This is a genomic window from Pseudomonas abietaniphila (assembly GCF_900100795.1).
GTDB classification, from domain to species: domain Bacteria; phylum Pseudomonadota; class Gammaproteobacteria; order Pseudomonadales; family Pseudomonadaceae; genus Aquipseudomonas; species Aquipseudomonas abietaniphila.
The window spans coordinates 1-21,646 of record NZ_FNCO01000004.1 but is presented as its reverse complement, the minus strand read 5'-3'; the positions used below and the strand labels follow the sequence as shown (position 1 = coordinate 21,646).

The following is a 21,646-nucleotide window of genomic DNA, read 5'->3' as shown; positions in this document are numbered from 1 at the left end:
CTGGCCGGACGTCCGGCGCGTTTGCACAACTGACCGTTTTACCCTCAGACCACGAGGCTGATCATGACCCGCGAAGAATTCCTGCGTTTGGCCGCTGACGGCTACAACCGCATTCCGCTTGCCCTCGAAACACTGGCCGACTTCGACACACCGTTGTCGATCTACCTGAAGCTCGCCGACGAGCCGAACTCCTATCTGCTGGAGTCGGTGCAAGGCGGCGAAAAGTGGGGCCGTTATTCGATCATCGGACTGCCCTGCCGCACGGTCATGCGTGTGCATGGGCACACCATCAGCGTGACCCGGGACGGTGTCGAGATCGAGCGTCTCGAAGCCGAAGATCCGCTGGCATTCGTCGAAACCTTCAAGGCGCGTTACAACGTGCCGACCATTCCCGGTCTGCCGCGGTTCAACGGCGGCCTGGTGGGTTATTTCGGTTACGACTGCGTGCGTTATGTAGAGCCGCGTCTGGGCGCCTGCCCGAACCCGGACCCACTGGGCGTGCCGGACATCCTGCTGATGGTGTCCGACGCCGTGGTGGTGTTCGACAACCTGGCGGGCAAGATGCACGCCATCGTGTTGGTCGACCCTGCTCAGCCAGACGCGTATGAAAGCGGCCGGGAGCGTCTGGACCAGTTGATGGAGAAACTGCGCCAGCCGATCACCCCGCGTCGTGGCCTGGACCTGACCCGTCCACAGGCGGCTGACCCGGTGTTCCGCTCCAGTTTCACGCAGGGTGACTACGAAAAAGCCGTCGACACCATCAAGGAATACATCCTGGCGGGCGACTGCATGCAGGTCGTGCCGTCGCAGCGCATGTCCATCGACTTCAAGGCTGCGCCGATCGATCTGTACCGCGCGTTGCGTTGCTTCAACCCGACGCCGTATATGTACTTCTTCAACTTCGGCGACTTCCACGTCGTCGGCAGTTCGCCGGAAGTGCTGGTGCGCGTCGAAGACAACCTGATCACCGTGCGTCCTATCGCCGGTACCCGTCCTCGTGGCGCGACCGAAGAAGCGGACCACGCGCTCGAAGTCGATCTGCTGTCCGACGACAAGGAAATCGCCGAGCACTTGATGCTCATCGACCTGGGCCGTAATGACACGGGGCGCGTCTCGGAGATCGGCTCGGTGAAACTGACCGAGAAGATGGTCATCGAGCGTTATTCCAACGTCATGCACATCGTGTCCAACGTGACCGGTCAGTTGAAAGCCGGCCTGACTGCCATGGACGCCCTGCGGGCGATTCTGCCGGCAGGCACGTTGTCGGGTGCGCCTAAGATTCGCGCGATGGAAATCATCGACGAACTCGAGCCGGTCAAGCGTGGCGTTTACGGCGGGGCAGTCGGATACTTGGCATGGAACGGCAACATGGACACTGCGATTGCCATTCGAACCGCAGTGATCAAGAACGGCGAACTGCACGTTCAGGCCGGTGGCGGCATCGTTGCAGACTCGGTGCCCGCGCTTGAGTGGGAAGAAACCCTGAACAAACGCCGCGCCATGTTCCGCGCGGTGGCCTTGGCAGAGCAGACGCCTGAGGCGTAATGAAGCTGCACCCTTAAAAACGGCGCCAATGGCGCCGTTTTTTTTGTCCGGCGCAAATCCCGTGTAGGAGCGCGCTTGCCCGCGATGAGGTCGGTACATCCGCTGCAAACTCAGCGTCAGACAATCAGTCTTCGCGGGCAAGCGCGCTCCTACACGTCCACGTTTGATGCGGGGTAGGAGAGCGGCATTAGAAATCCAGGCTCAACGCAAGATTCACCCCTTGCTGCGTCACGTCATCGTTTTTGCGCCAGTTGTAACCCGCACGCAGTGTCAGATCCGGGGCGAGCTTCTGACTCATGCCAACGCTTGCCCGATTCAAACTGCGCTGCGGCTCATAACCTTCCAGATTGAAGTCCACGCCGGGAACGCTGTTCAGTGCGATGGTCACATCCTGCTGATCGGTGTCGAATTCCCGCTCATGTGCCACCTCGCCAAACAGCTGGGTTTGCGGTGTGAGGTCGAACTTGCCCTGCACGCCTGCTCCGAGCCGTTTTGAACGGCGGGTTTGATCGTCGTAGTTGAGCGCCGTCGCCCGAGTGCTGTTCTCCGAGTAACCGTCCACCTCGACATGCGAGTAATCGGCGCTGATGAAGGGCGAGACATGCCAGCGGCTGGTCTGCTCGGCAAGATCGAATCCCACTCGGCCACTGAGCGCCCAAAGGTTGCCGTCGGTGTCGCTTTTCTCTGCACCCTCGCTGACGCCCAGCGCAAATTTGCGCTTGAGGTTGTCGTAATCGAGCTTGCCGCCCGATGCAGCGAGATCAGCCCACCAGTGATTCGCCTGAAACTGCACAAAAGCCGTCGCGATGTAGCTGTTGAGCTTGTAGTCCGAATCCCGTGGACCCGCTTCCAGCGTCTGCCGGTAGGCGCCCGCCACCAGGCCGGCACGCCAGTCTTCGGCAAACCGGTAGCTGCCGCCGATGGTCAGGTTGTAGCCATGGCCGTCGCCCCTCGCAGAATTGCTCTGCGCATCGAAGTCCAGTTTCTGACCGCCCCCGGCGACGATCGCACGCCATTCACCCACGTTCTGCCAGTTGCCCCAGTCGGCCAGCCACTGACTGCGCAGCTCATCCTGCTGTGCGCGCAAAGTGCCATTGGCCATTTCCGGCAGCAGGGTGATCTCCCACGGAGCAGAGAGAATGGAATAGCCGTAGTCGGCGATGAGGCGCTGGCCGGCGACGGTGGGGTGAACCCCGTCGTTGAACAGCAGTTTCGTCGGGTCAGGCGTGAGCCCGCCAATTCCGTAAACACTGTTGGCGGTGCAGCTGTTACCACTGAAACAGGTGCCGACCAGATTCTGGTCGGCGGCCAGACCGTAGCGCGCAGGTTCGGCCAACACTTCTCTGACCAGGCCGGGCACGTTCAGCGGGATGACCTCGGCATTGATTTGCCCGAGACGGTTTACCAGCTGTTGATTGAACACGCCGCTGAGCAACGTCGACGGGACCTGCAATGGCGTGCCTGAAACAGCGGGCGTCTGGCCGATATCGGGCAGCAGCCAGACCATGATGTAACGCGCACCTGCCTGCGACAGCACCTGCGCGCTGTCAGCGAGATTGTTCGCGGCACTGACCGCTTGCCCCGGGCTGAGCACCCGACCCTGCAGAAAGTCGTTGCCACCGCCGGTCAGGTAATACAGCGCATTCGGGTCGGCACGAAAGCCGGTTTCTGCCAGATAACCTGGTCGTGTGCGGAAAACGGTGGTCACGCCGGTCGTGGTATCGGTATTGGCGACCTGCGACTGAGTGGTGATCGCGGCCAAAATTTGATCCGTCCGATCACCACCCACCGCCCAGTTGTTACCGTCGGCCAATCCTTGTGCCGCACGGACCGGTGAGGTGGATGCCTGTAGATCATTGGGTGACACCCCGAGCATGCCGCCCAGCAGCGTCGAGGCGTTCAGGCCGAACACCTCACCGCTTCCATTCAGATACGTGGGGCCGGTACGGTTGGTGAAGCGCAAGGTTGCACCGGGTGGGCCGCCCGCGTCGGGAAACTGGCCCGCATCGGCGAGGCTGTCGCCGAATACGATCATCGTTGAATAGGGCGAGGAAGCTGCCGTCGCCGAGGAGCAGGCGAGCGCGAGGAGGCAGGCGGCGAAAGGTCGCGACAGTGTGGCGTTGAGCATGAGAAATCCCTTCTTTTTTTATTGCTGTACGACAAGGTAGCAGCCACGACACAGGTCGCCATGTTCTGTATCAACAAGGATGCAGGTGCGTCGCAAGAACAGTGCGTTCACGGTCAGCAGAAAAAAGGTGTCCACCCGGAAAGCGGACACCCGAATCCAACGTGCGGGATCAAGAGGAAACGTTTGACTGAGGGCTTTTGTCGTCTGTTTCAGAACTTACGAGTGACAGCGTTTCAGGCGCCAGGGCTCACTTGTTTTTGCGGGAGGCGGGCCGAGCCGACCCAGTGGATGGCCATCGCGATCAGACCCAGCAGGATTCCGAAGGCGACGATCCCTTGCCATCCCAGTCGGGCCATTAGCCAGCCGCTGATGATGGTGCCGACCGCGCCACCGAAGAACGTTGCGGTCATATAAAGGCTGTTGATTCGGCCTTGCGCTTTCGGGTCGACCGCAAAGGCGCGGGTCTGGTTGGACACAAGGCCGGCCTGTACGCCGATGTCGAGCACGATAACCCCGATCACAAGGAAGATCAGAGAGGACTCGGCACCGGCGAGGAGCAGGAAGGACAACGTCACGATAGCGATGCTGGCGCCAATCACCTTGCGCGCACCGAGTGTGTCCGAGGCACGACCGCCCAGAGAAGCGGCAAGCGCGCCGGCCGCACCGATGATGCCGAATCCACCCGCCCAGGCACTGCCCAGATGCATGGGGCCATCTGCGAGCAGCGCGGCCAAGTTCACCCAGAAGGCGTTGAAGCACGCCCACAGCAGCGCCTGGACCATCATTGATTCGCGAATCGGACGGTTGTCGCGCATCAACGGCCACAGCGAAGCCAGCAGGCGACCGTAGGAAAGTTGGGTGCTGGGCACGCCCTTGGGCAGCAGCGTTGCGGCGGCGATGAAGACCGGGATCATGAAGGCTGCTTCTACGCCGAACACCGCGCGCCAACCGTAGGTGTCACCCACCACGCCGCTGATGGTTCGGCCCAGCAGAATGCCGACCATGATGCCGCTGACCACGGTTCCCACGTTACGTCCGCGTTCACTGGGTTGCGACATCACCGCAGCGAAAGGCACCAGTTGCTGTGGGACGCAGCTGACCACACCCAGACCGAACGCCGCGGCAATCAACGTCCAGATGCTCGGCGCTGCTGCGGCGGCGATACCGAAAATGAAGGCGACCGCGATTTGTCCGAGGACCAGCTTGCGCCGATCGAAACGGTCGCCCAGCGGCAACAGCAGCGCGAGCCCAAAGGCAAACCCGAGCAGCGCTGCGCCGGCCACGAGGTCCACGGTCGTTTGGTCAACGCCAAGACTTGAGGCGATCAGCGGCAAGATGGGCTGTACGCAGTACAGATTAGTGATCACCGCTCCGGCAATGATCGCCATCATGATGATTTTGCCGCGTGACGCGATGACGGGCGCAGCGGGCGTTTTGGAAATGCTCATGGCACCCTCCTGTGGGTAAGTGGCTCCGGCACTTGCAGCCAATCTGTCGCGTACCGGTGGTGAGCCTTGAACCCTACGCCCTCGCATTGGTAAAGATAATTCCCTAAGATCGGGAATCATTCTTCCATATTCCGAGAGAGTCGCCGTTGAACCGCCTTGACTCGATGTCCATCTTTGTCACCGTTGCGGACGCTGGCAGCCTGTCCGCCGCAGCACGCCGACTCGGCATGCCGCTGGCGACAGTCAGCCGCAAGGTCGTGGAGCTGGAAACGCACCTGAAAACACGCTTGCTGCACCGCACCACGCGTCAGCTTTCACTGACCGAAGCTGGAAGCGCTTACCTGGTCGCGTGCCGGCGGATTCTTGAAGACATCGGTGAGGCGGAGCGGGCTGCGACGGGGGAATATTCGGCGCCGAAAGGCGAGCTGACGGTCACGGCGCCCGTGGTGTTCGGCCGCCTGCACGCGGTGCCCGTGATTGCAGAATTTCTGGCTCATTACCCGCTGATCACCGTCAACCTGATGCTGACCGATCGCGTGGTGCATTTAATGGAAGAGCACGGTGATATTGCCGTGCGCATAGGTGAGCTGCCCGACAGTTCGCTTATGGCGACCCGCGTGGGAACGGTGCGGCGCGTCGTGTGTGCGAGTCCCGCCTACCTGAGTCAGCGTGGCGAGCCCACTCACCCGACTGATCTGGCCGAACACGACTGCATCACCTTTGAGGTGCTGGAGTCTAAACGCGCCTGGGTCTTCGGCGCTGGCCGCTCTCAGGTGTCGGTGCCTGTTCAGTCAAGGCTCACGGTGAACACCGCCGAGGCTGCCATCGATGCATCGGCACTGGGTGTCGGCTTGATTCGCGTTCTGTCTTATCAAGTGGCGGAAGCTGTGCGTCATGGCGCGCTTCGTGTGGTTTTGGCGTCTTATGAATCGGCGCCCTTGCCCGTCAGCCTGGTGCACACCGGTCAGGCGCCGCTGCCGTTGAAGCTGCGCGCGTTTCTGGATTTCGTCGGGCCTCGGCTGCGGGCCAGGATGTCCCGACTGCTCGGTGAAACAGCCCCGGTTTGAAAGGGTTGAAACTCCGACACAGGCTGATCCGTGTTATGCCGCTCGTTCTGACTGCATCCACTCAAATTTTTTCTATCGTACAATGCGGTTGCGCCGCTTGATTCGGTACGCTAATGTCCCAAAACGTTTAGATGAGACCCCTTCCGTGACGACTGTCAGCAAACTCTTGATGCGCGTTATCAAGGCTCACGCCCGCTGGCGTTGGCGCGCCTGACTCTTTTCCCTGCCGGCTCTCCCGGCCCTGTAACACCCTGCCTTCAAACCGTGACGTCTGCCCCAGTCGAGCCATGCAACGACTGCACAAACGGGCGCAAAAACGAACACGGACTCTGGAAGGTTTGAATAAAGGTCAGTGATTCCAAGAGGTTGAGCACACCATGCTGCTGATGATCGATAACTACGACTCTTTCACCTATAACGTCGTGCAGTACCTTGGCGAGTTGGGCGCCGACGTTAAAGTGATCCGCAACGACGAAATGACCGTCGCTGAAATCGAGGCGCTGAACCCCGAGCGCATCGTCGTTTCCCCAGGCCCTTGCACCCCGAATGAAGCGGGCGTGTCCATCGACGTGATCAAGCACTTCGCCGGCAAGCTGCCGGTGCTGGGCGTCTGCCTGGGCCATCAGTCCATCGGCCAGGCGTTTGGCGGCGACGTCGTGCGCGCGCGTCAGGTGATGCACGGCAAAACCAGCGACCTGATCCACGAAGACAAAGGCGTGTTCGAAGGGTTGAAACACCCGCTGACAGTTACCCGCTATCACTCGCTGGTGGTCAAGCGCGAGACACTGCCGGACTGCCTGGAAATGACCGCATGGACCCAGCTCGAAGACGGCTCCGTCGATGAGATCATGGGCTTGCGTCACAAGACGCTGAATGTCGAGGGTGTGCAATTCCACCCTGAGTCGATTCTTTCCGAGCAGGGTCACGAGCTGTTCGCCAACTTCCTCAAGCAGACCGGCGGCACTCGTCAGGGTTAAGGACACTTCGATATGGCAATGGATATCAAGACGGCGCTGGGCCGGGTTGTGACGCAACTGGACCTGAGCACCGACGAAATGCGCGACGTCATGCGCGAAATCATGACCGGCCAGTGCACGCAGGCGCAGATCGGTGCCTTTCTGATGGGCATGCGCATGAAGAGCGAGAGCATCGACGAGATTGTCGGCGCGGTCTCGGTCATGCGTGAGCTGGCCGACAAGGTCGAACTCAAGACCCTCGAAGGCGTGGTCGACATTGTCGGCACCGGCGGCGACGGCGCGAATATCTTCAACGTCTCGACAGCCGCTTCGTTCGTCATCGCTGCGGCGGGCTGCACGGTCGCCAAACACGGCAACCGTGCTGTCTCCGGCAAAAGCGGCAGTGCCGATCTGCTGGAAGCGGCGGGTGTCTATCTGAACCTGACGCCGGTTCAGGTGGCGCGTTGCATCGACAGCGTCGGCATTGGCTTCATGTTTGCGCAAACCCATCATGGGGCGATGAAACATGCCGCCGGTCCGCGCAAAGAGCTGGGCCTGCGCACGCTGTTCAACATGCTGGGTCCACTGACTAACCCGGCAGGCGTCAAGCACCAGGTCGTCGGCGTGTTCAGTCAGGCGCTGTGCCGTCCGCTGGCTGAAGTGCTGTCGCGTCTGGGCAGCAAGCACGTGTTGGTGGTGCACTCACAGGACGGCCTGGACGAATTCAGCCTCGCGGCGCCGACCTTTGTCGCTGAACTCAAGAACGGCGAAGTCACCGAATACTGGGTGCAACCGGAAGACCTGGGCATGAAGAGCCAGAGCCTGTTCGGCCTGGTGGTCGACAGTCCTGCGCAGTCGCTGGAATTGATCCGCGATGCGCTGGGTCGGCGCAAAACCGAGAACGGCCAGAAAGCGGCTGAAATGATTGTGCTCAATGCGGGCGCCGCGCTGTACGCCGCCGATCATGCCTCTTCCCTGAAGGAAGGCGTGGCATTGGCGCACGATGCGCTGCACACCGGTCTGGCGCGTGAGAAGCTTGAAGAGCTGGGTGCTTTTACCGCGGTATTCAAACAGGAGAATGAAGGATGAGCGTGCCGACGGTATTGGAAAAGATTCTCGCCCGTAAGGCCGAGGAAGTCGCGGCGCGGCGCGCCAGCGTCAGCCTGTCCGAGCTGGAAACCCTGGTTGCCACCGCCGATGCTCCACGTGGCTTCGCAAAGGCGCTGATCGAGCAGGCGAAGCGCAAGCAGCCTGCCGTCATCGCCGAAATCAAGAAGGCTTCGCCGAGCAAGGGCGTGATTCGCGAGCATTTCCAGCCCGCTGAAATCGCCAAAAGCTACGAAGCGGGCGGCGCGACGTGTCTTTCCGTGCTGACCGACATCGACTTCTTTCAGGGTGCTGACGCCTATCTGAAAGAAGCCCGTGGCGCGTGCAAACTGCCGGTGATCCGCAAGGACTTCATGATCGACCCGTATCAGGTCGTCGAAGCTCGCGCGCTGGGCGCAGACTGCATCCTGCTGATTGTTTCTGCGCTGGACGACGTTCAGATGGCCGAACTGGCTGCGGTCGCCAAAGCCAACAAACTGGACGTGCTGGTTGAAGTGCACGACGGTGATGAGCTGGAGCGTGCGCTGAAAACCCTCGATACGCCGCTGGTGGGGATTAACAACCGTAACCTGCATACGTTCGATGTCAGCCTGGAAACCACGCTGGACCTGTTGCCGCGTATCCCGCGTGATCGCCTGGTCATCACCGAGAGCGGCATTCTCAACCGTGCCGACGTCGAGTTGATGGAAATCAACGACGTGTACTCGTTCCTGGTTGGCGAAGCATTCATGCGCGCCGAGAAGCCGGGTGTGGAGCTGCAGCGTCTGTTCTTCCCGGAAAAAGGTACGGCCATCAAATCCAGCACCCTGGATTGAGACGGCCATAGGTTCGTCGGAACGAGGCGTGATCATGACCACCCAGGTAATCGACATCTGCGTTGAAGCCGGCCTCAAGGCCGAACAGGACCTGCTGGCCTCGGTCTGCGCAGGCGATGCCGATTACGGTCTGTTGTTCTGGCGACCCAGTGATCACGCGCTGGTGATGCCGCGACGCTTGAGCCGTCTGGACGGTTTCACCGAAGCCAGCGAGACCCTGGCCGATATCGGTTGGCCGGTTCTGCTGCGTGAAAGCGGCGGAGAACCGGTCCCACAGTCACCTGCCACGGTGAACGTCGCGCTGGTCTACGTTCAGCCACAATCCGATCTGGACAGGGATCGTATCGAGAACGCCTACATGCGTCTGTGTCAGCCCATGCTCGACGTGTTGACCGATCTCGGTGGCGCCGCTTCTCTGGGCGAGGTTGACGGCGCCTTCTGCGACGGTCGTTTCAACGTCAATCTGGATGATCGCAAAATGGTCGGGACGGCCCAGCGCTGGCGGCAAAGTCAGGGTGGACGGCGCCCGGTGGTGCTGGCCCATGGCGCGATGCTGCTGGATAACGAGCGGGTTGACATGGTCAATGCCGTCAACCGCTTCAATCAGATGTGCGAGTTGGAACAGCGCTGCCGTGCGCAGAGCCACATCGCGCTGCACGAGCTGTTCGCCGCCCCCGACTTCCTGGACCGGTTGGGCGAGCGCTACGCGGACATGTTCGCCCGCTTATAGTCGGGATCGGGCGCTTAGCGAGTGCCGAAGACCACCATCGTCTTGCCACGAACGTGCACCAGCTTCTGTTCTTCCAGAGACTTGAGAACGCGGCCCACCATCTCGCGTGAACACCCCACGATACGACCGATTTCCTGACGGGTGATCTTGATCTGCATGCCGTCGGGGTGAGTCATCGCATCTGGCTGTTTGCACAGGTCGAGCAGGCTGCGTGCGACGCGCCCGGTGACATCGAGAAATGCCAGGTCGCCGACTTTGCGTGTGGTATTGCGCAGACGCTCGGCCATTTGTCCGCCTATCGCGTACATCAACTCGGGGTCGTGCTGACTCAACTCGCGGAATTTCGTGTAGCTGATTTCGGCGACTTCGCACTCGCTCTTGGCCCGGACCCAGGCGCTGCGCTGTGGACCGGTCGCCGCTTGCTGGAACAGGCCCAGCTCGCCGAAGAAATCACCGCTGTTGAGGTAGGCGACAATCATCTCGCGGCCTTCGTTGTCCTCGATCAGGATCGTGACCGACCCTTTGATGATCAGGTACAGCGATTCGGATTGTTCACCGGCGCAGATGATGTTGCTCTTGGCGGCGCAGCGCTTTCGTTGTGCGTGAGGGAGAAGTTTGTCGACCAGCTTCACTTTGTTCGGAGGGGTCATGGCGACCATGGCTGTATCCCGTAAAAAACTGCGCCCTGAGGCATTCTTAAAGGTATCGGCAGTATTTCCGATTTGTCACAGTTCAGCAGCGGCAATTCGCCATTTTTTCGGAAATTTCCTACATTTCTGTCGCTTATCGACATTTCCGGTCCACTCAGCGACATTCCGGCCCTGTGCTAAGCTGGCCGCCTTTTTTCAAGCATTGGAGTCCTGGGGATGAAAGCGCGTATTCAGTGGGCCGGTGAGGCCATGTTCCTCGGCGAGTCGGGCAGCGGTCACGTGGTCGTGATGGATGGCCCGCCCGAGAGCGGCGGTCGTAATCTGGGTGTGCGCCCGATGGAGATGGTGCTCATTGGTCTGGGGGGTTGCAGCAACTTCGACGTGGTCAGCATTCTGAAAAAGGCCCGTCAGCCGGTCGAAAGCTGCGAGGCGTTTCTGGAAGCCGAACGCGCCAACGAGGACCCCAAGGTGTTCACCAAAATTCACCTGCATTTCGTGGTGAAGGGCCGTGGTCTGAAAGAGACCCAAGTCAAACGCGCTATCGAGCTTTCCGCCGAGAAGTACTGCTCCGCGTCTATCATGTTGGGCAACGCTGGCGTTGAAATCACCCACGATTACGAAATCATCGAATTGGGCTGATTCACCACCCAATTTTCACAAATGAGGCGCAGGCTATGGCATGCGACTTCCGAGGTCTGCATAATGCGCCCCTTTTTCAGGGCGCGACCGCCGGAACCTTGCCGGCTCGCCTCCGACCAGACAACCAAAATCGCCAACGCGAAGAGGTGTTAACCGTCCTACGCGACTGAGCCGGGCTCAGTTGACGGGCATGCTTGATCACGCGGCCTGGGCCGCACCCATATAGAGAGTTTTTAACGGTGAAAAGCAAACTCAAGCTCCACGGGTTCAATAACCTGACAAAGACCTTGAGCTTCAACATCTATGACATCTGCTATGCGGAAACCCCGCAGGACCAGCAGGCCTACGTCGAGTACATCAACAGTGTGTATGACGCAGAACGCCTGACGCGGATTCTCACGGATGTCGTCGATATCATTGGTGCCAACATCCTGAACATCGCGCGTCAGGACTACGATCCGCAAGGTGCCAGTGTCACGATCCTGATTTCCGAGCAGCCGGTGACGCCAACCGACAGCCAGATTGAAGAATCGCCCGGCCCGTTGCCGGAAACCATTCTTGCTCATCTGGACAAGAGCCACATCACGGTCCACACCTACCCGGAAATTCATCCGGTCGACGGTATCGCGACCTTCCGCGTGGACATCGACGTGTCGACCTGCGGCGTGATTTCCCCGCTCAAGGCCCTGAACTATCTGATTCACAAGTTCGAGTCCGACATCGTGACCGTCGACTATCGCGTGCGCGGTTTCACCCGTGACGTGGAAGGCAAGAAGCACTTCATCGATCACGAGATCAACTCGATCCAGAACTACCTTTCCGAAGACACTCGCGACAGCTATCAGATGACTGACGTGAACGTGTATCAGGAAAACCTGTTCCACACCAAAATGCTGCTCAAGCAGTTCGAACTGGACAATTACCTGTTCGGCGACGCGACCAGCAACCTCTCGCCAGAACAGCGCGAGCAGGTCACTGACCGTGTGAAACACGAAATGCTGGAAATCTTCTACGGCCGCAACATGCCGAACTGATGATGTTTCCTGCATGAACAAGAAAGGCGCCTATCGAGGCGCCTTTTTTGTTTATCAACAAGACATCTGTGTCTGACATGGCCGCTTCGCTAATTCAGTTGCGAGCGGCCGTTGTCGTCAACGCTGGCGCATCAGATCCGGTAAGTACTCTTGGTCATGACCTTGGCCAGCAAGCTCATGCCAAATTTTACCGGCCGCGGAAAGCGGAAACCGCCTGCATCAATAGCGCCTTCGGCGTGTTGTTCTTCGTCAGTGCGCATCTGTTCGAGAATCGCGCGAGATTTTTCGTCCTCGATCGGCAATTGCTCCAGGTGCTCGTTCAAATGTTTGCAGACCTGATCTTCAGTGGCGGCAACGAACCCCAGGCTGACTTTGTCGCTGATCAAACCCGCCACCGCGCCAATGCCGAACGACATGCCGTAGAACAAGGGGTTGAGTACGCTGGTGTGACTGCCCAATTGGCGGATGCGTTGCTCACACCACACCAGATGGTCGATTTCTTCTTCGGCGGCGTGCTCCATCGCCTTGCGCACGTGCGGCAGCTTGGCGGTCAGGGCTTGTCCCTGATACAGCGCCTGAGCACAGACTTCGCCCGTATGGTTGATGCGCATGAGGCCCGCGACATGTTTGGTGTCGACTTCACTCATCTTGGTGTCGGGTTGAACGATGGCAGGCGAGGGGCGGTGAGCGTGCGCGCTGGCAGGCAGCAGCGTTTTCATCGCGGCGTCGGCTTGCAGAAGGAAACGGTCGATAGGGGAGTAGTGACGTTCGGTAGCCATGGGCACCTCCGGATAAATCCACGGCGGCCAGTCTACCTCAATCGATGTGACGAGGCTTGTTCTGCGTCAGCCCGCCGAGACGCGTTTTAGACGCTCGGCGGGCGTAAGTCGTTGAATTTCCGACTCAGCCCGGAGGCCAGGTCATCTGGCGCTTGCCCAGTACATGCATATGAATGTGATAGACGGTCTGACCGCCTTTCTCATTGGTGTTCATGACCACCCGGAAACCGTCCTCGCAACCTTGCTCCTTCGCCAGGCGTTGCGCGGTGAAGAGAATGTGGCCCAGCAGGCCTTTGTCTTCCTCGGTCACATCATTGAGCGTACGAATCGGCTTTTTCGGGATAACCAGAAAATGCACCGGCGCCTGCGGGGCGATGTCATGAAAGGCCAGCACTTGGTCATCTTCATAGATGATCTTCGCTGGTATCTCGCGATTGATGATCTTGGTGAACAGAGTTTCCACAGCCTTGTTTCTCCGTTTCTTGTGGGGGAGTGGATCGAGTGTACTGAGCGTACCCGCGTGCGCCCAGCCGTTTCTTGCTGTTCAGCGACTCAGGCCGAAGTGCGCGACTTCAGTATCGATCCCCAGATTTTGCGCGCCATCCAGCGACCTGTCAGGCGCGGTAGCTGGGCCAGGAAGCGGTTTCGCCTTCCGGGAATGATAATCGCGCGGTTCTTGTCGAGGGCGCGAACGGTGTACAGCGCAATCTCCTCGGCGGTCATCGTCTTGTCGTCGGTGAATTTGTCTGCGTTGAGTTGTGCTGTGCGGAAGAACGATGTCCGCGTCGGGCCCGGACACAGTACCGAAATCTTCACCCCGGTTTTCTTCAGTTCTTCGCGCAGACCTTCTGAGAAGTGCAGTACGTAGGCCTTGCTGGCGGCATACGTGCTCATCCAGGGGCCTGGCTGGAAACCCATGATCGAGGCGACGTTGAGAATCTGTCCGCCGCCTTGCACTGCCATCAGGTTGCCCACGGTGTGGCAAAGGCGAGTCAGGGCCAGCACGTTGAGGTCCAGCAAGTCTTGTTCCTGCGCCCATTCCTGGGCGAGAAACGGCCCGCTGTTGCCGATGCCTGCGCAGTTCACCAGCAGATCAATCTGTCGCTCGCCCTCTTCCAACTCGAGCAGGAAACCTGAGAGTCGTAAGGGTTCACCTAGGTCGCAGGCGCGAAACAGCACCTCGACGCCAAAGCGCTGAGTGAATTCAAGTGCGATGCTTTCCAGCATGTCCCGGTGGCGCGAGACCAGAATCAGATTGCGGCCACGGCGGGCCAAGGCTTCAGCCATGGCCAGGCCGATGCCGCTGGATGCGCCAGTGACCAGGGCGTAACGGGTCATGCGGTTCTCCAATGAACGTGTAGCAGATGTTGAGACAGCTTCCTTGCTGCCAGACAGTTATTGGTCGTCTTCGCTGTCGGAAGAGTCACCGGCATCGGCAGGGTCTACAGGGACAACAGGTTGTGCGGCGTCGTCCGAATCATCATCGTTGGGCAACGTCTGCTCATAGTCACCCGTAGTGGCCTCCACTTGGTCTTGAATCTTCTGCAGGCCCCCCATCATTGCGCCAGCGAACACCAGCGCGAGGAAGACAACCCACAAGGTGGCGAGCACTTTGACGGATCGCGTGTTTGGCGGTTGTGGTGGGCCATATCGATTCGGCCCGTTGTTGCCGGGAACAGCCATCATCAAGAACGGGAAAAAGCCTCCGATCACGGGCACCAGATTCAACAGAAGCAACCAGGCCGACCACCCTGCGTCATGCAGCCGCTGGGCTCCCATCTGAATGCTGACCACGAGGAACGCGATAAAAAGCACCGTCGCGAGCAAACCGCCAGCCGTCAGCGACATCGCCATGACCTGAAGGCACACCATAAAGGCGGCCATCAGCGCGAAAACCATTACCATGCTCCACGCCAGGTAGCGCAGACGACCAATCCGACCCTGGATCGTGAAGACCTTGAGCTCGCCAACCGCCGGCCAGTCCTGGGCCATCGATGCGCGCGGAGGTGCATAAGGGGAGGCGGCAGGTTCGAAAGCGGGCTTCTGCGGTTCGGGAGCGGTGACCTCTTCCAGCGTCCAGGTGACAGGCTGCTCGGGTTCGATACGGGCTTCAACGCCTGCATCGTTCAAGGCTTTCATATAGCGCTGCGCGTCATCCTGCGTCAGGCCACGTTTCACGGTCACAGGCTTGCCGGTAAATAACCGATCCATGCTCGATACGTCGCTTTTGAACAGCTGCGCCAGGTTCAGGCGCGCCGTTTCCAGATCGACACCCGTTCGCAACTGCCCTTCGAAAACGATCTTGAAGTGTTCCGCCATGCTTGGCTTCCTTGTCTTGGGTTGAATGCGTCACCACGGGGTAATCAAAACGGCTTCACCACCACCAGGATGACAACGGCGAGCAGGATCAGTACCGGGACTTCGTTGAACCAGCGATAAAACACATGACTGCGGCCCTTTTCACCGCGAGCGAAGCGTTTGACCTGCGCGCCGCACATGTGGTGATAACCGATCAACAGCACGACCAGCGTCAGTTTGGCGTGCATCCAGCCTTGCTGAAGAAACCCTGGGCTAAGTGTGATCAGCCAGATGCCGAACACCAGCGTGGCGATCATCGCCGGGCCCATGATGCCGCGATAGAGCTTGCGCTCCATGGTGCAGAAACGCTCGCGGCTAACGGTGTCTTCGCTCATGGCGTGGTAGACGAACAGGCGAGGGAGATAGAACAAGCCGGCGAACCAGCAGACCATCGAAACAATGTGCAGCGCTTTGATCCACAGATAGAGCATTTTGGTTTTTCCAGGGGCACGGTGGCGTAAATAGTAGTGGCTTGCGTGCCCGTACGTCACGTTCGCGGTTGTCCCGAAGGCGCTGGACTCCTATTATCAGCGGCTTTCCAGTGGTTTCGTTGAGGGGCAGGTTATGGTCAAGGTCGGTATCGTCGGTGGCACGGGTTACACCGGCGTCGAGTTGCTGCGTCTTCTGGCACAGCATCCGCAGGCTGAAGTGGTGGCGATCACCTCGCGCTCCGAGGCAGGTTTGCCCGTTGCCGACATGTACCCGAACCTGCGAGGCCACTATGACGGTCTGGCGTTCAGCGTGCCGGACGTGAAGGTTCTGGGTGCTTGCGATGTCGTGTTCTTCGCCACCCCGCACGGTGTCGCTCACGCGCTGGCCGGTGAATTGCTGGCAGCAGGCACCAAGGTCATCGACCTGTCGGCTGACTTCCGTCTGCAGGATCCGGTTGAGTGGTCCAAGTGGTACAACCAGCCACATGGTGCGCCAGACTTGCTCGACGAAGCGGTCTATGGCCTGCCTGAAGTCAATCGCGAGAAAATCAAGGGTGCTCGCCTCATCGCTGTACCGGGTTGTTACCCGACCGCCACTCAGCTGGGCTTTCTGCCGTTGCTGGAAGCGGGCCTGGCCGATCCGACTCGTCTGATTGCCGACTGTAAATCCGGCATCAGCGGTGCAGGTCGCGGCGCCAGTGTCGGTTCTCTTTATGCTGAAACCAGCGAGAGCTTCAAGGCGTACGCCGTAAAAGGCCATCGCCATTTGCCGGAAATCAGCCAGGGCCTGCGTCGTGCAGCAGGCGGCGACATCGGATTGACCTTTGTTCCGCACCTGACGCCGATGATCCGCGGTATCCACGCGACGCTTTACTCAACTGTCGTCGACAAGTCTGTTGATCTTCAGACTCTGTTTGAGAAGCGCTACGCCGAGGAACCGTTTGTCGATGTGATGCCGGCGGGCAGCCACCCCGAAACGCGCAGCGTACGCGGCGCCAACGTCTGCCGCATCGCGGTGCACCGTCCTCAGGATGGCGATCTGGTGGTGGTGTTGTCGGTTATCGACAACCTCGTCAAAGGCGCATCGGGCCAAGCGCTGCAGAACATGAACATCATGTTCGAACTGGACGAGCGTATGGGGCTGTCTCACGCCGCATTGTTGCCTTGAGAGCAGCTTCTAGCGGCAAGCTTCAAGCTGCGAGAGGGGTAACGCTTCTTGCGGCTTGAAGCGAGTGGCTTACCGCTGCTCTCCAAATAGTTGACCAATTTTCTAGGACAAGCGGATAATGCGCGCATTACGCATTATGACGGCTTAGCGCCGGGAGATATCGAGCATGAGCGTTGAATCCTTCACTCCTACGGCTCTGGAATTCACGCAAGGTGCAGCGCACAAAGTGAAAACCCTGGTCGACGAAGAGGGCAATGATCGCCTGAAGTTGCGGGTGTTCGTCACTGGCGGCGGCTGTTCCGGTTTCCAGTATGGTTTTACTTTCGATGAAGACGTCGCCGACGATGACACCATCGTTGAGCGTGAGGGCGTAAGCCTGGTTGTCGACCCGATGAGCTTCCAGTATCTGGCGGGCGCAGAGGTTGACTATCAGGAAGGTCTCGAAGGTTCTCGTTTCGTGATCAAGAACCCGAATGCTGCCACGACCTGTGGTTGCGGTTCGTCTTTCTCGATCTGATTCACGGGCTGTAAACGAAAACGCCGCGCATATGCGCGGCGTTTTGCGTTGGCGCTGAGCATTACGCCGGGTAGATTGCACCCAGAACGCGAAGGCCTTTGGCGCCCGTGACGCTTGGGCGGTTGGCCGGGACGCTTTCCAGCGCGCAGTGGGCCAGCCATGCGAACGCCATCGCCTCAACCCATTTAGGGTCGACACCGAACTTGGCTGTGCTCGAGACCTTGGTGTTGGGCAGCAGCGCAGCCAGTCGATTCATCAGGGCTTTGTTAAGAGCGCCGCCACCACAGACCAGCAGTTCTTTGGTCTGTGCCTGAGCCGATTGCAGCGACTCGGTGATGCTCAGCGCAGTGACTTCCAGCAACGTCGCCTGCACGTCTTCAGGTTTCAGCGTTGGCAGCTGAAACAGGTGATGGTGAACCCAGCCCAGGTTGAATACCTCGCGCCCGGTACTTTTTGGGCCTTTGGTCTGGAAGAACTGGTCGCTCAGCATAGACTTCAGCAAGTCGGCGTTAACCGTCCCGCTTTCGCTCCATGCACCATCCTTGTCATAGCTCAAGCCACGTTGGGCCTGGATCCAGGCATCCAGCAACACATTACCCGGGCCGGAATCGAAGCCGGATACGGGCTTGTCGATCTCGATCAGGCTGAGGTTGCTGAACCCGCCGACGTTCAGGACGGCACGATAGTCCTTGTTGTCGTCGAACAATGCTTCATGGAAGGCAGGCACCAGCGGCGCACCTTGCCCACCTGCAGCAATGTCGCGCTTGCGGAAATCACTGACAACGGTAATACCCGTCAGCTCTGCAAGCAGGGCGGGGTTACCGATCTGGATGGTGAACCCGCGCGCAGGCTCGTGGCGGATCGTCTGGCCATGGCTGCCGATGGCGCGAATCGCACCCGCCAGGACTTTCTGCTCGTCCAGCAATTTGAGCACGCCTTGCGCGGCCAGACGTACCCACTTCTGCTCCGCAATCCCGGCGCGAGCGAGCTCATCCGGGCCGCTTGAGCACAGGCCAAGCAGCTCGGCGCGCAGATCTTCAGGCATAGGGATGTAATGGGTGCCGAGCAAACGTGGTCGGTCACCCTGTTCTACGAGCGCGAAGTCGAGTCCATCTAGACTGCTTCCGGACATTACACCTACATATAAATGCATGGGTCAGCGCTTACTCGAGGCCAGCATGGTGGCCTTTTCCTGGTCCATGCGCGCCATCAGAGGTTGGCTTTCCTGCATGAACCGCTGTTTTTCGGACTTGGCGATCGGGTCTGCCATAGGCAGCTTCTGACCTAGGGGGTCAACGTGAACGCCGTTTACCTGGAACTCGTAATGTACATGCGGACCCGTCGACAGGCCGGTTGTTCCAATATAGCCGATGACCTGGCCTTGTTTGACGTTGCTGCCGCTTTGGATGCCTTTTGCGAAACCCTGCATATGGCCGTAGAGCGTGCGATAGGTTTCGCCGTGCTGGATGATCACCGTATTACCGTAACCGCCGCGACGGCCAGCCAAGATAACCTTGCCATCGCCCGTCGCCTTGATCGGCGTGCCGCGTGGTGCAGCATAGTCGATGCCTTTGTGGGCGCGGATCTTGTTCAGGATCGGGTGTTTGCGGCCCATGGAGAACATCGAGCTGATGCGGGCGAACTCAACCGGCGTACGGATGAACGCCTTGCGCATGCTGTTGCCGTCCGCGGTGTAGTAATTAGTATTGCCTTGCTTGTTGGTGTATCGCACGGCGGTGTAAGTCTTGCCGCGGTTGGTAAAGCGCGCCGACAGGATATTGCCGGTGCCTACCGTCTTGCCGTTGGCGACTTTCTGCTCGTAGATCACGTCAAATTCGTCGCCCTTGCGGATGTCTTGAGCGAAGTCGACGTCGTAGCCAAAGATGTTGGCCATGTCCATGGTCATGCTGTGACTCAGGCCTGCACGTTGTGCCGACTGCGACAGCGAATTGCTGATCACGCCGTGGACATACGCCGTGCGGACGTTGGGTTTGCTGACATCCCGGGTGAAGGTGTAACCCTTGTCCGTTCTTGAGATGCTGATGCTTTCAAGATCGCTGAGTTTGCTGTGCAGTTGTTTGAGTTTGCCCTCAGGCGTTAGCTCGAACTGCAATACCTGGCCGTTTTTAAGCTGGCTGAACTGCCTGGCCTGCTTGTCGCTGGCAATGACTTCGTGAACGGCTGCCGGAGGAAGGCCTACCTTTTCGAACAGGGTAGAAAGCGTATCGCCTTTGGAGACGACAACCTCCTTATGGTTTGGGCTTTTAGCGGCCGCTGCGACTTCAGGCGCAGCAGGCTTGGTTCCCGGTTGGGTTGCGGCCGTGTCTTCAGGCTCGTCGGCAGCATTGTCGATCTGAGCAAAAGGAGAAGATGATGTGTCTTCTGTGGCTTTGTTCTGATCTTGAGCGTCTTGTTCTTGCTTGAACTGGTCGGCCGGCGTGTCCAGTTCGAGGGTGAGATTGGTTTTCTTGGCTTCGACATCGCTGGATGGAAAAACCAGAAGGGCCAGGCTCAGCAGCGCGGCGATACCGCTGGCAGCTAGCAGGTGGCTCTTCGGATAAAGCGGAGGCGCTTTAGGCGGAGTGTCGTTCATAGGTAATTTTGACTTTGAAAAAAGATGAAATGGAAAAGATGAATGACATGATGAAGATGAAATAACTGTATAAAATATAACCAAATCCTCCTTGAGGCAAGCGCGTAAGCGGATCGCTTCTCGATTCGTCTGCCTTCTCCGCTCAGAACTTGTATTTGGGCGGTGATCTTGTATGGTTGTTTCCCTTTGAAATAAGGCATTACGGGGCTGTTATGAAGTCGGTTGAAGAGCAGCTAGCGCTGATCAAGCGTGGCGCGGATGAACTCCTGGTCGAGTCCGAACTGGTCGCGAAGCTTAAGCGTGGTCAGCCACTGCGCATCAAGGCCGGTTTTGACCCCACGGCGCCCGACCTGCACCTGGGTCACACGGTGCTTATTAATAAGCTGCGCCAGTTTCAGGAGCTGGGCCATCAGGTGATCTTCCTGATCGGCGACTTCACCGGCATGATCGGCGACCCAAGCGGTAAAAGTGCGACGCGCCCTCCGCTCACGCGCGAGCAAGTGCTCGACTATGCGGAAACCTATAAAGCCCAGGTTTTCAAAATTCTTGATCCTGCCAGAACCGAAGTGGCCTTCAACTCCACCTGGATGGATCAGCTGAGTCCTGCCGACTTCATTCGTCTGTCCTCGCAGTACACAGTGGCTCGCATGCTCGAGCGAGATGACTTCGACAAGCGTTACAAGTCGAACCAGTCCATTGCCATCCATGAGTTCCTGTATCCGCTGGTACAAGGTTACGACTCGGTTGCGTTGCGTGCCGATGTTGAGCTGGGCGGTACCGATCAGAAGTTCAACCTCCTGATGGGGCGTGAGCTTCAGCGTTCGTATGGTCAGGAAGCGCAGTGCGTGCTGACCATGCCGTTGCTGGAAGGTCTGGACGGCGTGAAGAAGATGTCCAAGTCGTTGGGTAACTACGTGGGTATCCAGGAAGCACCGGGCATTATGTACAGCAAGCTGGTGTCGATCCCTGATGCACTGATGTGGCGCTACTTTGAGTTGCTGAGCTTCCGCAGCATGGAAGAGATCGATGGCTTCAAGGCTGATTGTGAGTCGGGTGCGAACCCTCGCGACATCAAGATCAAGCTGGCAGAAGAGATCGTTGCCCGTTTCCATGGTGAAGAGGCTGCTGCGTCGGCCCACCGATCTGCGGGTAATCGTATGAAGGATGGCGAGCTGCCAGAAGATCTCCCGGAAATCGCTGTGTCGGGTGTCGAGGATATGCCGATTGCTGCCGTCCTTAATAAGGCAGGGCTGGTAAAGAACTCGGCAGTGGCTCGCGATCTGTTGGCGTCCGGCGGCGTGCGTATAGATGGAGAGGTTGTCGATCGCAGCTTCATCTTTAAGCTGGGCGCTACTCATGTTTGTCAGGCGGGTAAGAAGGCTTTTGGGCGCGTTACGCTGAATTTGGAATAAAGTTCAAATAAGTGCTTGACGCTCGTCTGGATCTGTCTATAATTCGCCCCACTTCCGGCGCAGACGAAACGGAAAACTCCTTGAGAATCAATGAGTTGGACGAAGTAAGCAGCGAGGAAGCGCTTCGGTTCAGATGCTTGAATCGACAGCGGTGAGAAAGGGGTTGACAGCAGGTTGTAACGCTGTAGAATTCGCCTCCCGCTGACGTGAGACGGTAAGTCGAACGAAGCGCAAGTGGTTGAAGTTGCAAAGGAAACTTTGAAAACTTC

The 21,646-nt window shown here is 58.9% G+C and carries 22 protein-coding genes; 11 read left to right on the top strand and 11 right to left on the bottom strand.

What is annotated here, in order from left to right; genetic code table 11:
• Positions 1–63 precede the first annotated feature (63 nt).
• Positions 64–1,545: an anthranilate synthase component I gene (gene trpE, locus BLS87_RS09270; RefSeq protein ID WP_074752207.1), complete on the top strand. Its 1,482-nt coding sequence runs from the start codon at positions 64–66 to the stop codon at positions 1,543–1,545.
• 187 nt (positions 1,546–1,732) lie between these two features.
• On the opposite strand, the gene estP is transcribed toward trpE, so the two are convergent.
• Complete coding sequence (gene estP / locus BLS87_RS09265) at positions 1,733–3,673, bottom strand: esterase EstP (protein ID WP_074752206.1); 1,941 nt, start codon at positions 3,671–3,673, stop codon at positions 1,733–1,735.
• Positions 3,674–3,906: 233 nt separating this feature from the next.
• Positions 3,907–5,121 carry an MFS transporter gene (locus BLS87_RS09260; RefSeq protein WP_074752205.1) on the bottom strand — a complete coding sequence of 405 codons (1,215 nt, stop codon included), beginning with the start codon at positions 5,119–5,121 and terminating at the stop codon, positions 3,907–3,909.
• A gap of 146 nt (positions 5,122–5,267) precedes the next feature.
• Here BLS87_RS09260 and BLS87_RS09255 point away from each other — a divergent pair, with 146 nt between their 5' ends.
• The 5 genes from BLS87_RS09255 (at position 5,268) to BLS87_RS09235 (ending at position 9,796) form a co-directional block, all read left to right on the top strand.
• On the top strand, positions 5,268–6,188 hold the full coding sequence (locus BLS87_RS09255; protein ID WP_074752204.1) for a LysR family transcriptional regulator: 921 nt from the start codon (positions 5,268–5,270) through the stop codon (positions 6,186–6,188).
• Between the two features lie 377 nt (positions 6,189–6,565).
• The gene (locus BLS87_RS09250; RefSeq protein WP_074752203.1) at positions 6,566–7,165 is read left to right on the top strand and encodes an aminodeoxychorismate/anthranilate synthase component II; all 600 of its coding nucleotides are present in this window, start codon (positions 6,566–6,568) and stop codon (positions 7,163–7,165) included.
• An 18-nt stretch (positions 7,166–7,183) separates the two neighbouring features.
• A complete protein-coding gene (trpD, locus tag BLS87_RS09245; protein WP_074752515.1) occupies positions 7,184–8,233 on the top strand; it encodes an anthranilate phosphoribosyltransferase in 1,050 nt (349 codons plus the stop codon).
• The gene (trpC, locus tag BLS87_RS09240; protein ID WP_074752202.1) at positions 8,230–9,066 is read left to right on the top strand and encodes an indole-3-glycerol phosphate synthase TrpC; all 837 of its coding nucleotides are present in this window, start codon (positions 8,230–8,232) and stop codon (positions 9,064–9,066) included. Before trpD ends, trpC begins: the two co-directional genes overlap by 4 nt.
• 34 nt (positions 9,067–9,100) lie before the next feature.
• Complete coding sequence (locus tag BLS87_RS09235; RefSeq protein ID WP_074752201.1) at positions 9,101–9,796, top strand: lipoyl protein ligase domain-containing protein; 696 nt, start codon at positions 9,101–9,103, stop codon at positions 9,794–9,796.
• 14 nt (positions 9,797–9,810) lie between these two features.
• Here the strand turns inward: BLS87_RS09235 and crp are convergent, their stop codons facing one another.
• Positions 9,811–10,455, bottom strand: a complete 645-nt coding sequence (crp, locus tag BLS87_RS09230; RefSeq protein ID WP_074752200.1) for a cAMP-activated global transcriptional regulator CRP — start codon at positions 10,453–10,455, stop codon at positions 9,811–9,813.
• A gap of 207 nt (positions 10,456–10,662) precedes the next feature.
• On the opposite strand from crp, the gene BLS87_RS09225 reads away from it, so the two are divergent.
• Together BLS87_RS09225 and speD are read left to right on the top strand one after the other, a co-directional pair.
• The gene (locus BLS87_RS09225; RefSeq protein WP_074752199.1) at positions 10,663–11,085 is read left to right on the top strand and encodes an OsmC family protein; all 423 of its coding nucleotides are present in this window, start codon (positions 10,663–10,665) and stop codon (positions 11,083–11,085) included.
• A gap of 239 nt (positions 11,086–11,324) precedes the next feature.
• Positions 11,325–12,119, top strand: a complete 795-nt coding sequence (gene speD, locus BLS87_RS09220; protein ID WP_074752198.1) for an adenosylmethionine decarboxylase — start codon at positions 11,325–11,327, stop codon at positions 12,117–12,119.
• 131 nt (positions 12,120–12,250) lie between these two features.
• On the opposite strand, the gene coq7 is transcribed toward speD, so the two are convergent.
• From coq7 to hemJ, 5 genes are all read right to left on the bottom strand, one after another.
• On the bottom strand, positions 12,251–12,898 hold the full coding sequence (coq7, locus tag BLS87_RS09215; RefSeq protein WP_074752197.1) for a 2-polyprenyl-3-methyl-6-methoxy-1,4-benzoquinone monooxygenase: 648 nt from the start codon (positions 12,896–12,898) through the stop codon (positions 12,251–12,253).
• 124 nt (positions 12,899–13,022) lie between these two features.
• Positions 13,023–13,361, bottom strand: a complete 339-nt coding sequence (locus tag BLS87_RS09210) for a histidine triad nucleotide-binding protein (protein WP_074752196.1) — start codon at positions 13,359–13,361, stop codon at positions 13,023–13,025.
• An 89-nt stretch (positions 13,362–13,450) separates the two neighbouring features.
• The gene (locus tag BLS87_RS09205) at positions 13,451–14,236 is read right to left on the bottom strand and encodes an SDR family NAD(P)-dependent oxidoreductase (RefSeq protein WP_074752195.1); all 786 of its coding nucleotides are present in this window, start codon (positions 14,234–14,236) and stop codon (positions 13,451–13,453) included.
• 57 nt (positions 14,237–14,293) lie between these two features.
• Entirely contained in the window at positions 14,294–15,217 is a 924-nt protein-coding gene (locus tag BLS87_RS09200) for a DUF805 domain-containing protein (protein ID WP_074752194.1), read from the bottom strand.
• 44 nt (positions 15,218–15,261) lie between these two features.
• A complete protein-coding gene (gene hemJ, locus BLS87_RS09195; protein ID WP_074752193.1) occupies positions 15,262–15,687 on the bottom strand; it encodes a protoporphyrinogen oxidase HemJ in 426 nt (141 codons plus the stop codon).
• 133 nt (positions 15,688–15,820) lie between these two features.
• Here hemJ and argC point away from each other — a divergent pair, with 133 nt between their 5' ends.
• Together argC and erpA are read left to right on the top strand one after the other, a co-directional pair.
• Positions 15,821–16,855: an N-acetyl-gamma-glutamyl-phosphate reductase gene (gene argC / locus BLS87_RS09190; RefSeq protein ID WP_074752192.1), complete on the top strand. Its 1,035-nt coding sequence runs from the start codon at positions 15,821–15,823 to the stop codon at positions 16,853–16,855.
• 166 nt (positions 16,856–17,021) lie between these two features.
• Positions 17,022–17,372 carry an iron-sulfur cluster insertion protein ErpA gene (gene erpA / locus BLS87_RS09185; protein WP_074752191.1) on the top strand — a complete coding sequence of 117 codons (351 nt, stop codon included), beginning with the start codon at positions 17,022–17,024 and terminating at the stop codon, positions 17,370–17,372.
• Between the two features lie 61 nt (positions 17,373–17,433).
• Here erpA and BLS87_RS09180 read toward each other — a convergent pair whose 3' ends face one another.
• Complete coding sequence (locus tag BLS87_RS09180; RefSeq protein WP_074752190.1) at positions 17,434–18,525, bottom strand: anhydro-N-acetylmuramic acid kinase; 1,092 nt, start codon at positions 18,523–18,525, stop codon at positions 17,434–17,436.
• A gap of 3 nt (positions 18,526–18,528) precedes the next feature.
• Positions 18,529–19,965 (bottom strand): peptidoglycan DD-metalloendopeptidase family protein, encoded by a 1,437-nt coding sequence (locus tag BLS87_RS09175; protein ID WP_074752189.1) that lies wholly within the window; start codon positions 19,963–19,965, stop codon positions 18,529–18,531.
• 212 nt (positions 19,966–20,177) lie between these two features.
• On the opposite strand from BLS87_RS09175, the gene tyrS reads away from it, so the two are divergent.
• On the top strand, positions 20,178–21,377 hold the full coding sequence (gene tyrS / locus BLS87_RS09170; RefSeq protein ID WP_074752188.1) for a tyrosine--tRNA ligase: 1,200 nt from the start codon (positions 20,178–20,180) through the stop codon (positions 21,375–21,377).
• Here tyrS and BLS87_RS34425 read toward each other — a convergent pair.
• Positions 21,329–21,646: hypothetical protein (locus tag BLS87_RS34425; protein ID WP_208605153.1), on the bottom strand; the 318-nt coding region annotated here is incomplete at its 5' end. The two genes, tyrS and BLS87_RS34425, sit on opposite strands and share 49 nt — an antisense overlap.

Coding starts and splice junctions, on each gene's coding strand:
- crp (WP_074752200.1), bottom strand. CDS start 10,455: ATGGTCGCCATGACCCCTCCGAACAAAGTGAAGCTGGTCGACAAACTT.
- estP (WP_074752206.1), bottom strand. CDS start 3,673: ATGCTCAACGCCACACTGTCGCGACCTTTCGCCGCCTGCCTCCTCGCG.
- BLS87_RS09225 (WP_074752199.1), top strand. CDS start 10,663: ATGAAAGCGCGTATTCAGTGGGCCGGTGAGGCCATGTTCCTCGGCGAG.
- argC (WP_074752192.1), top strand. CDS start 15,821: ATGGTCAAGGTCGGTATCGTCGGTGGCACGGGTTACACCGGCGTCGAG.
- BLS87_RS09205 (WP_074752195.1), bottom strand. CDS start 14,236: ATGACCCGTTACGCCCTGGTCACTGGCGCATCCAGCGGCATCGGCCTG.
- BLS87_RS09250 (WP_074752203.1), top strand. CDS start 6,566: ATGCTGCTGATGATCGATAACTACGACTCTTTCACCTATAACGTCGTG.
- BLS87_RS09180 (WP_074752190.1), bottom strand. CDS start 18,525: ATGCATTTATATGTAGGTGTAATGTCCGGAAGCAGTCTAGATGGACTC.
- trpE (WP_074752207.1), top strand. CDS start 64: ATGACCCGCGAAGAATTCCTGCGTTTGGCCGCTGACGGCTACAACCGC.
- tyrS (WP_074752188.1), top strand. CDS start 20,178: ATGAAGTCGGTTGAAGAGCAGCTAGCGCTGATCAAGCGTGGCGCGGAT.
- trpD (WP_074752515.1), top strand. CDS start 7,184: ATGGATATCAAGACGGCGCTGGGCCGGGTTGTGACGCAACTGGACCTG.
- coq7 (WP_074752197.1), bottom strand. CDS start 12,898: ATGGCTACCGAACGTCACTACTCCCCTATCGACCGTTTCCTTCTGCAA.
- BLS87_RS09260 (WP_074752205.1), bottom strand. CDS start 5,121: ATGAGCATTTCCAAAACGCCCGCTGCGCCCGTCATCGCGTCACGCGGC.
- BLS87_RS09235 (WP_074752201.1), top strand. CDS start 9,101: ATGACCACCCAGGTAATCGACATCTGCGTTGAAGCCGGCCTCAAGGCC.
- BLS87_RS09175 (WP_074752189.1), bottom strand. CDS start 19,965: ATGAACGACACTCCGCCTAAAGCGCCTCCGCTTTATCCGAAGAGCCAC.
- BLS87_RS09200 (WP_074752194.1), bottom strand. CDS start 15,217: ATGGCGGAACACTTCAAGATCGTTTTCGAAGGGCAGTTGCGAACGGGT.
- hemJ (WP_074752193.1), bottom strand. CDS start 15,687: ATGCTCTATCTGTGGATCAAAGCGCTGCACATTGTTTCGATGGTCTGC.
- trpC (WP_074752202.1), top strand. CDS start 8,230: ATGAGCGTGCCGACGGTATTGGAAAAGATTCTCGCCCGTAAGGCCGAG.
- erpA (WP_074752191.1), top strand. CDS start 17,022: ATGAGCGTTGAATCCTTCACTCCTACGGCTCTGGAATTCACGCAAGGT.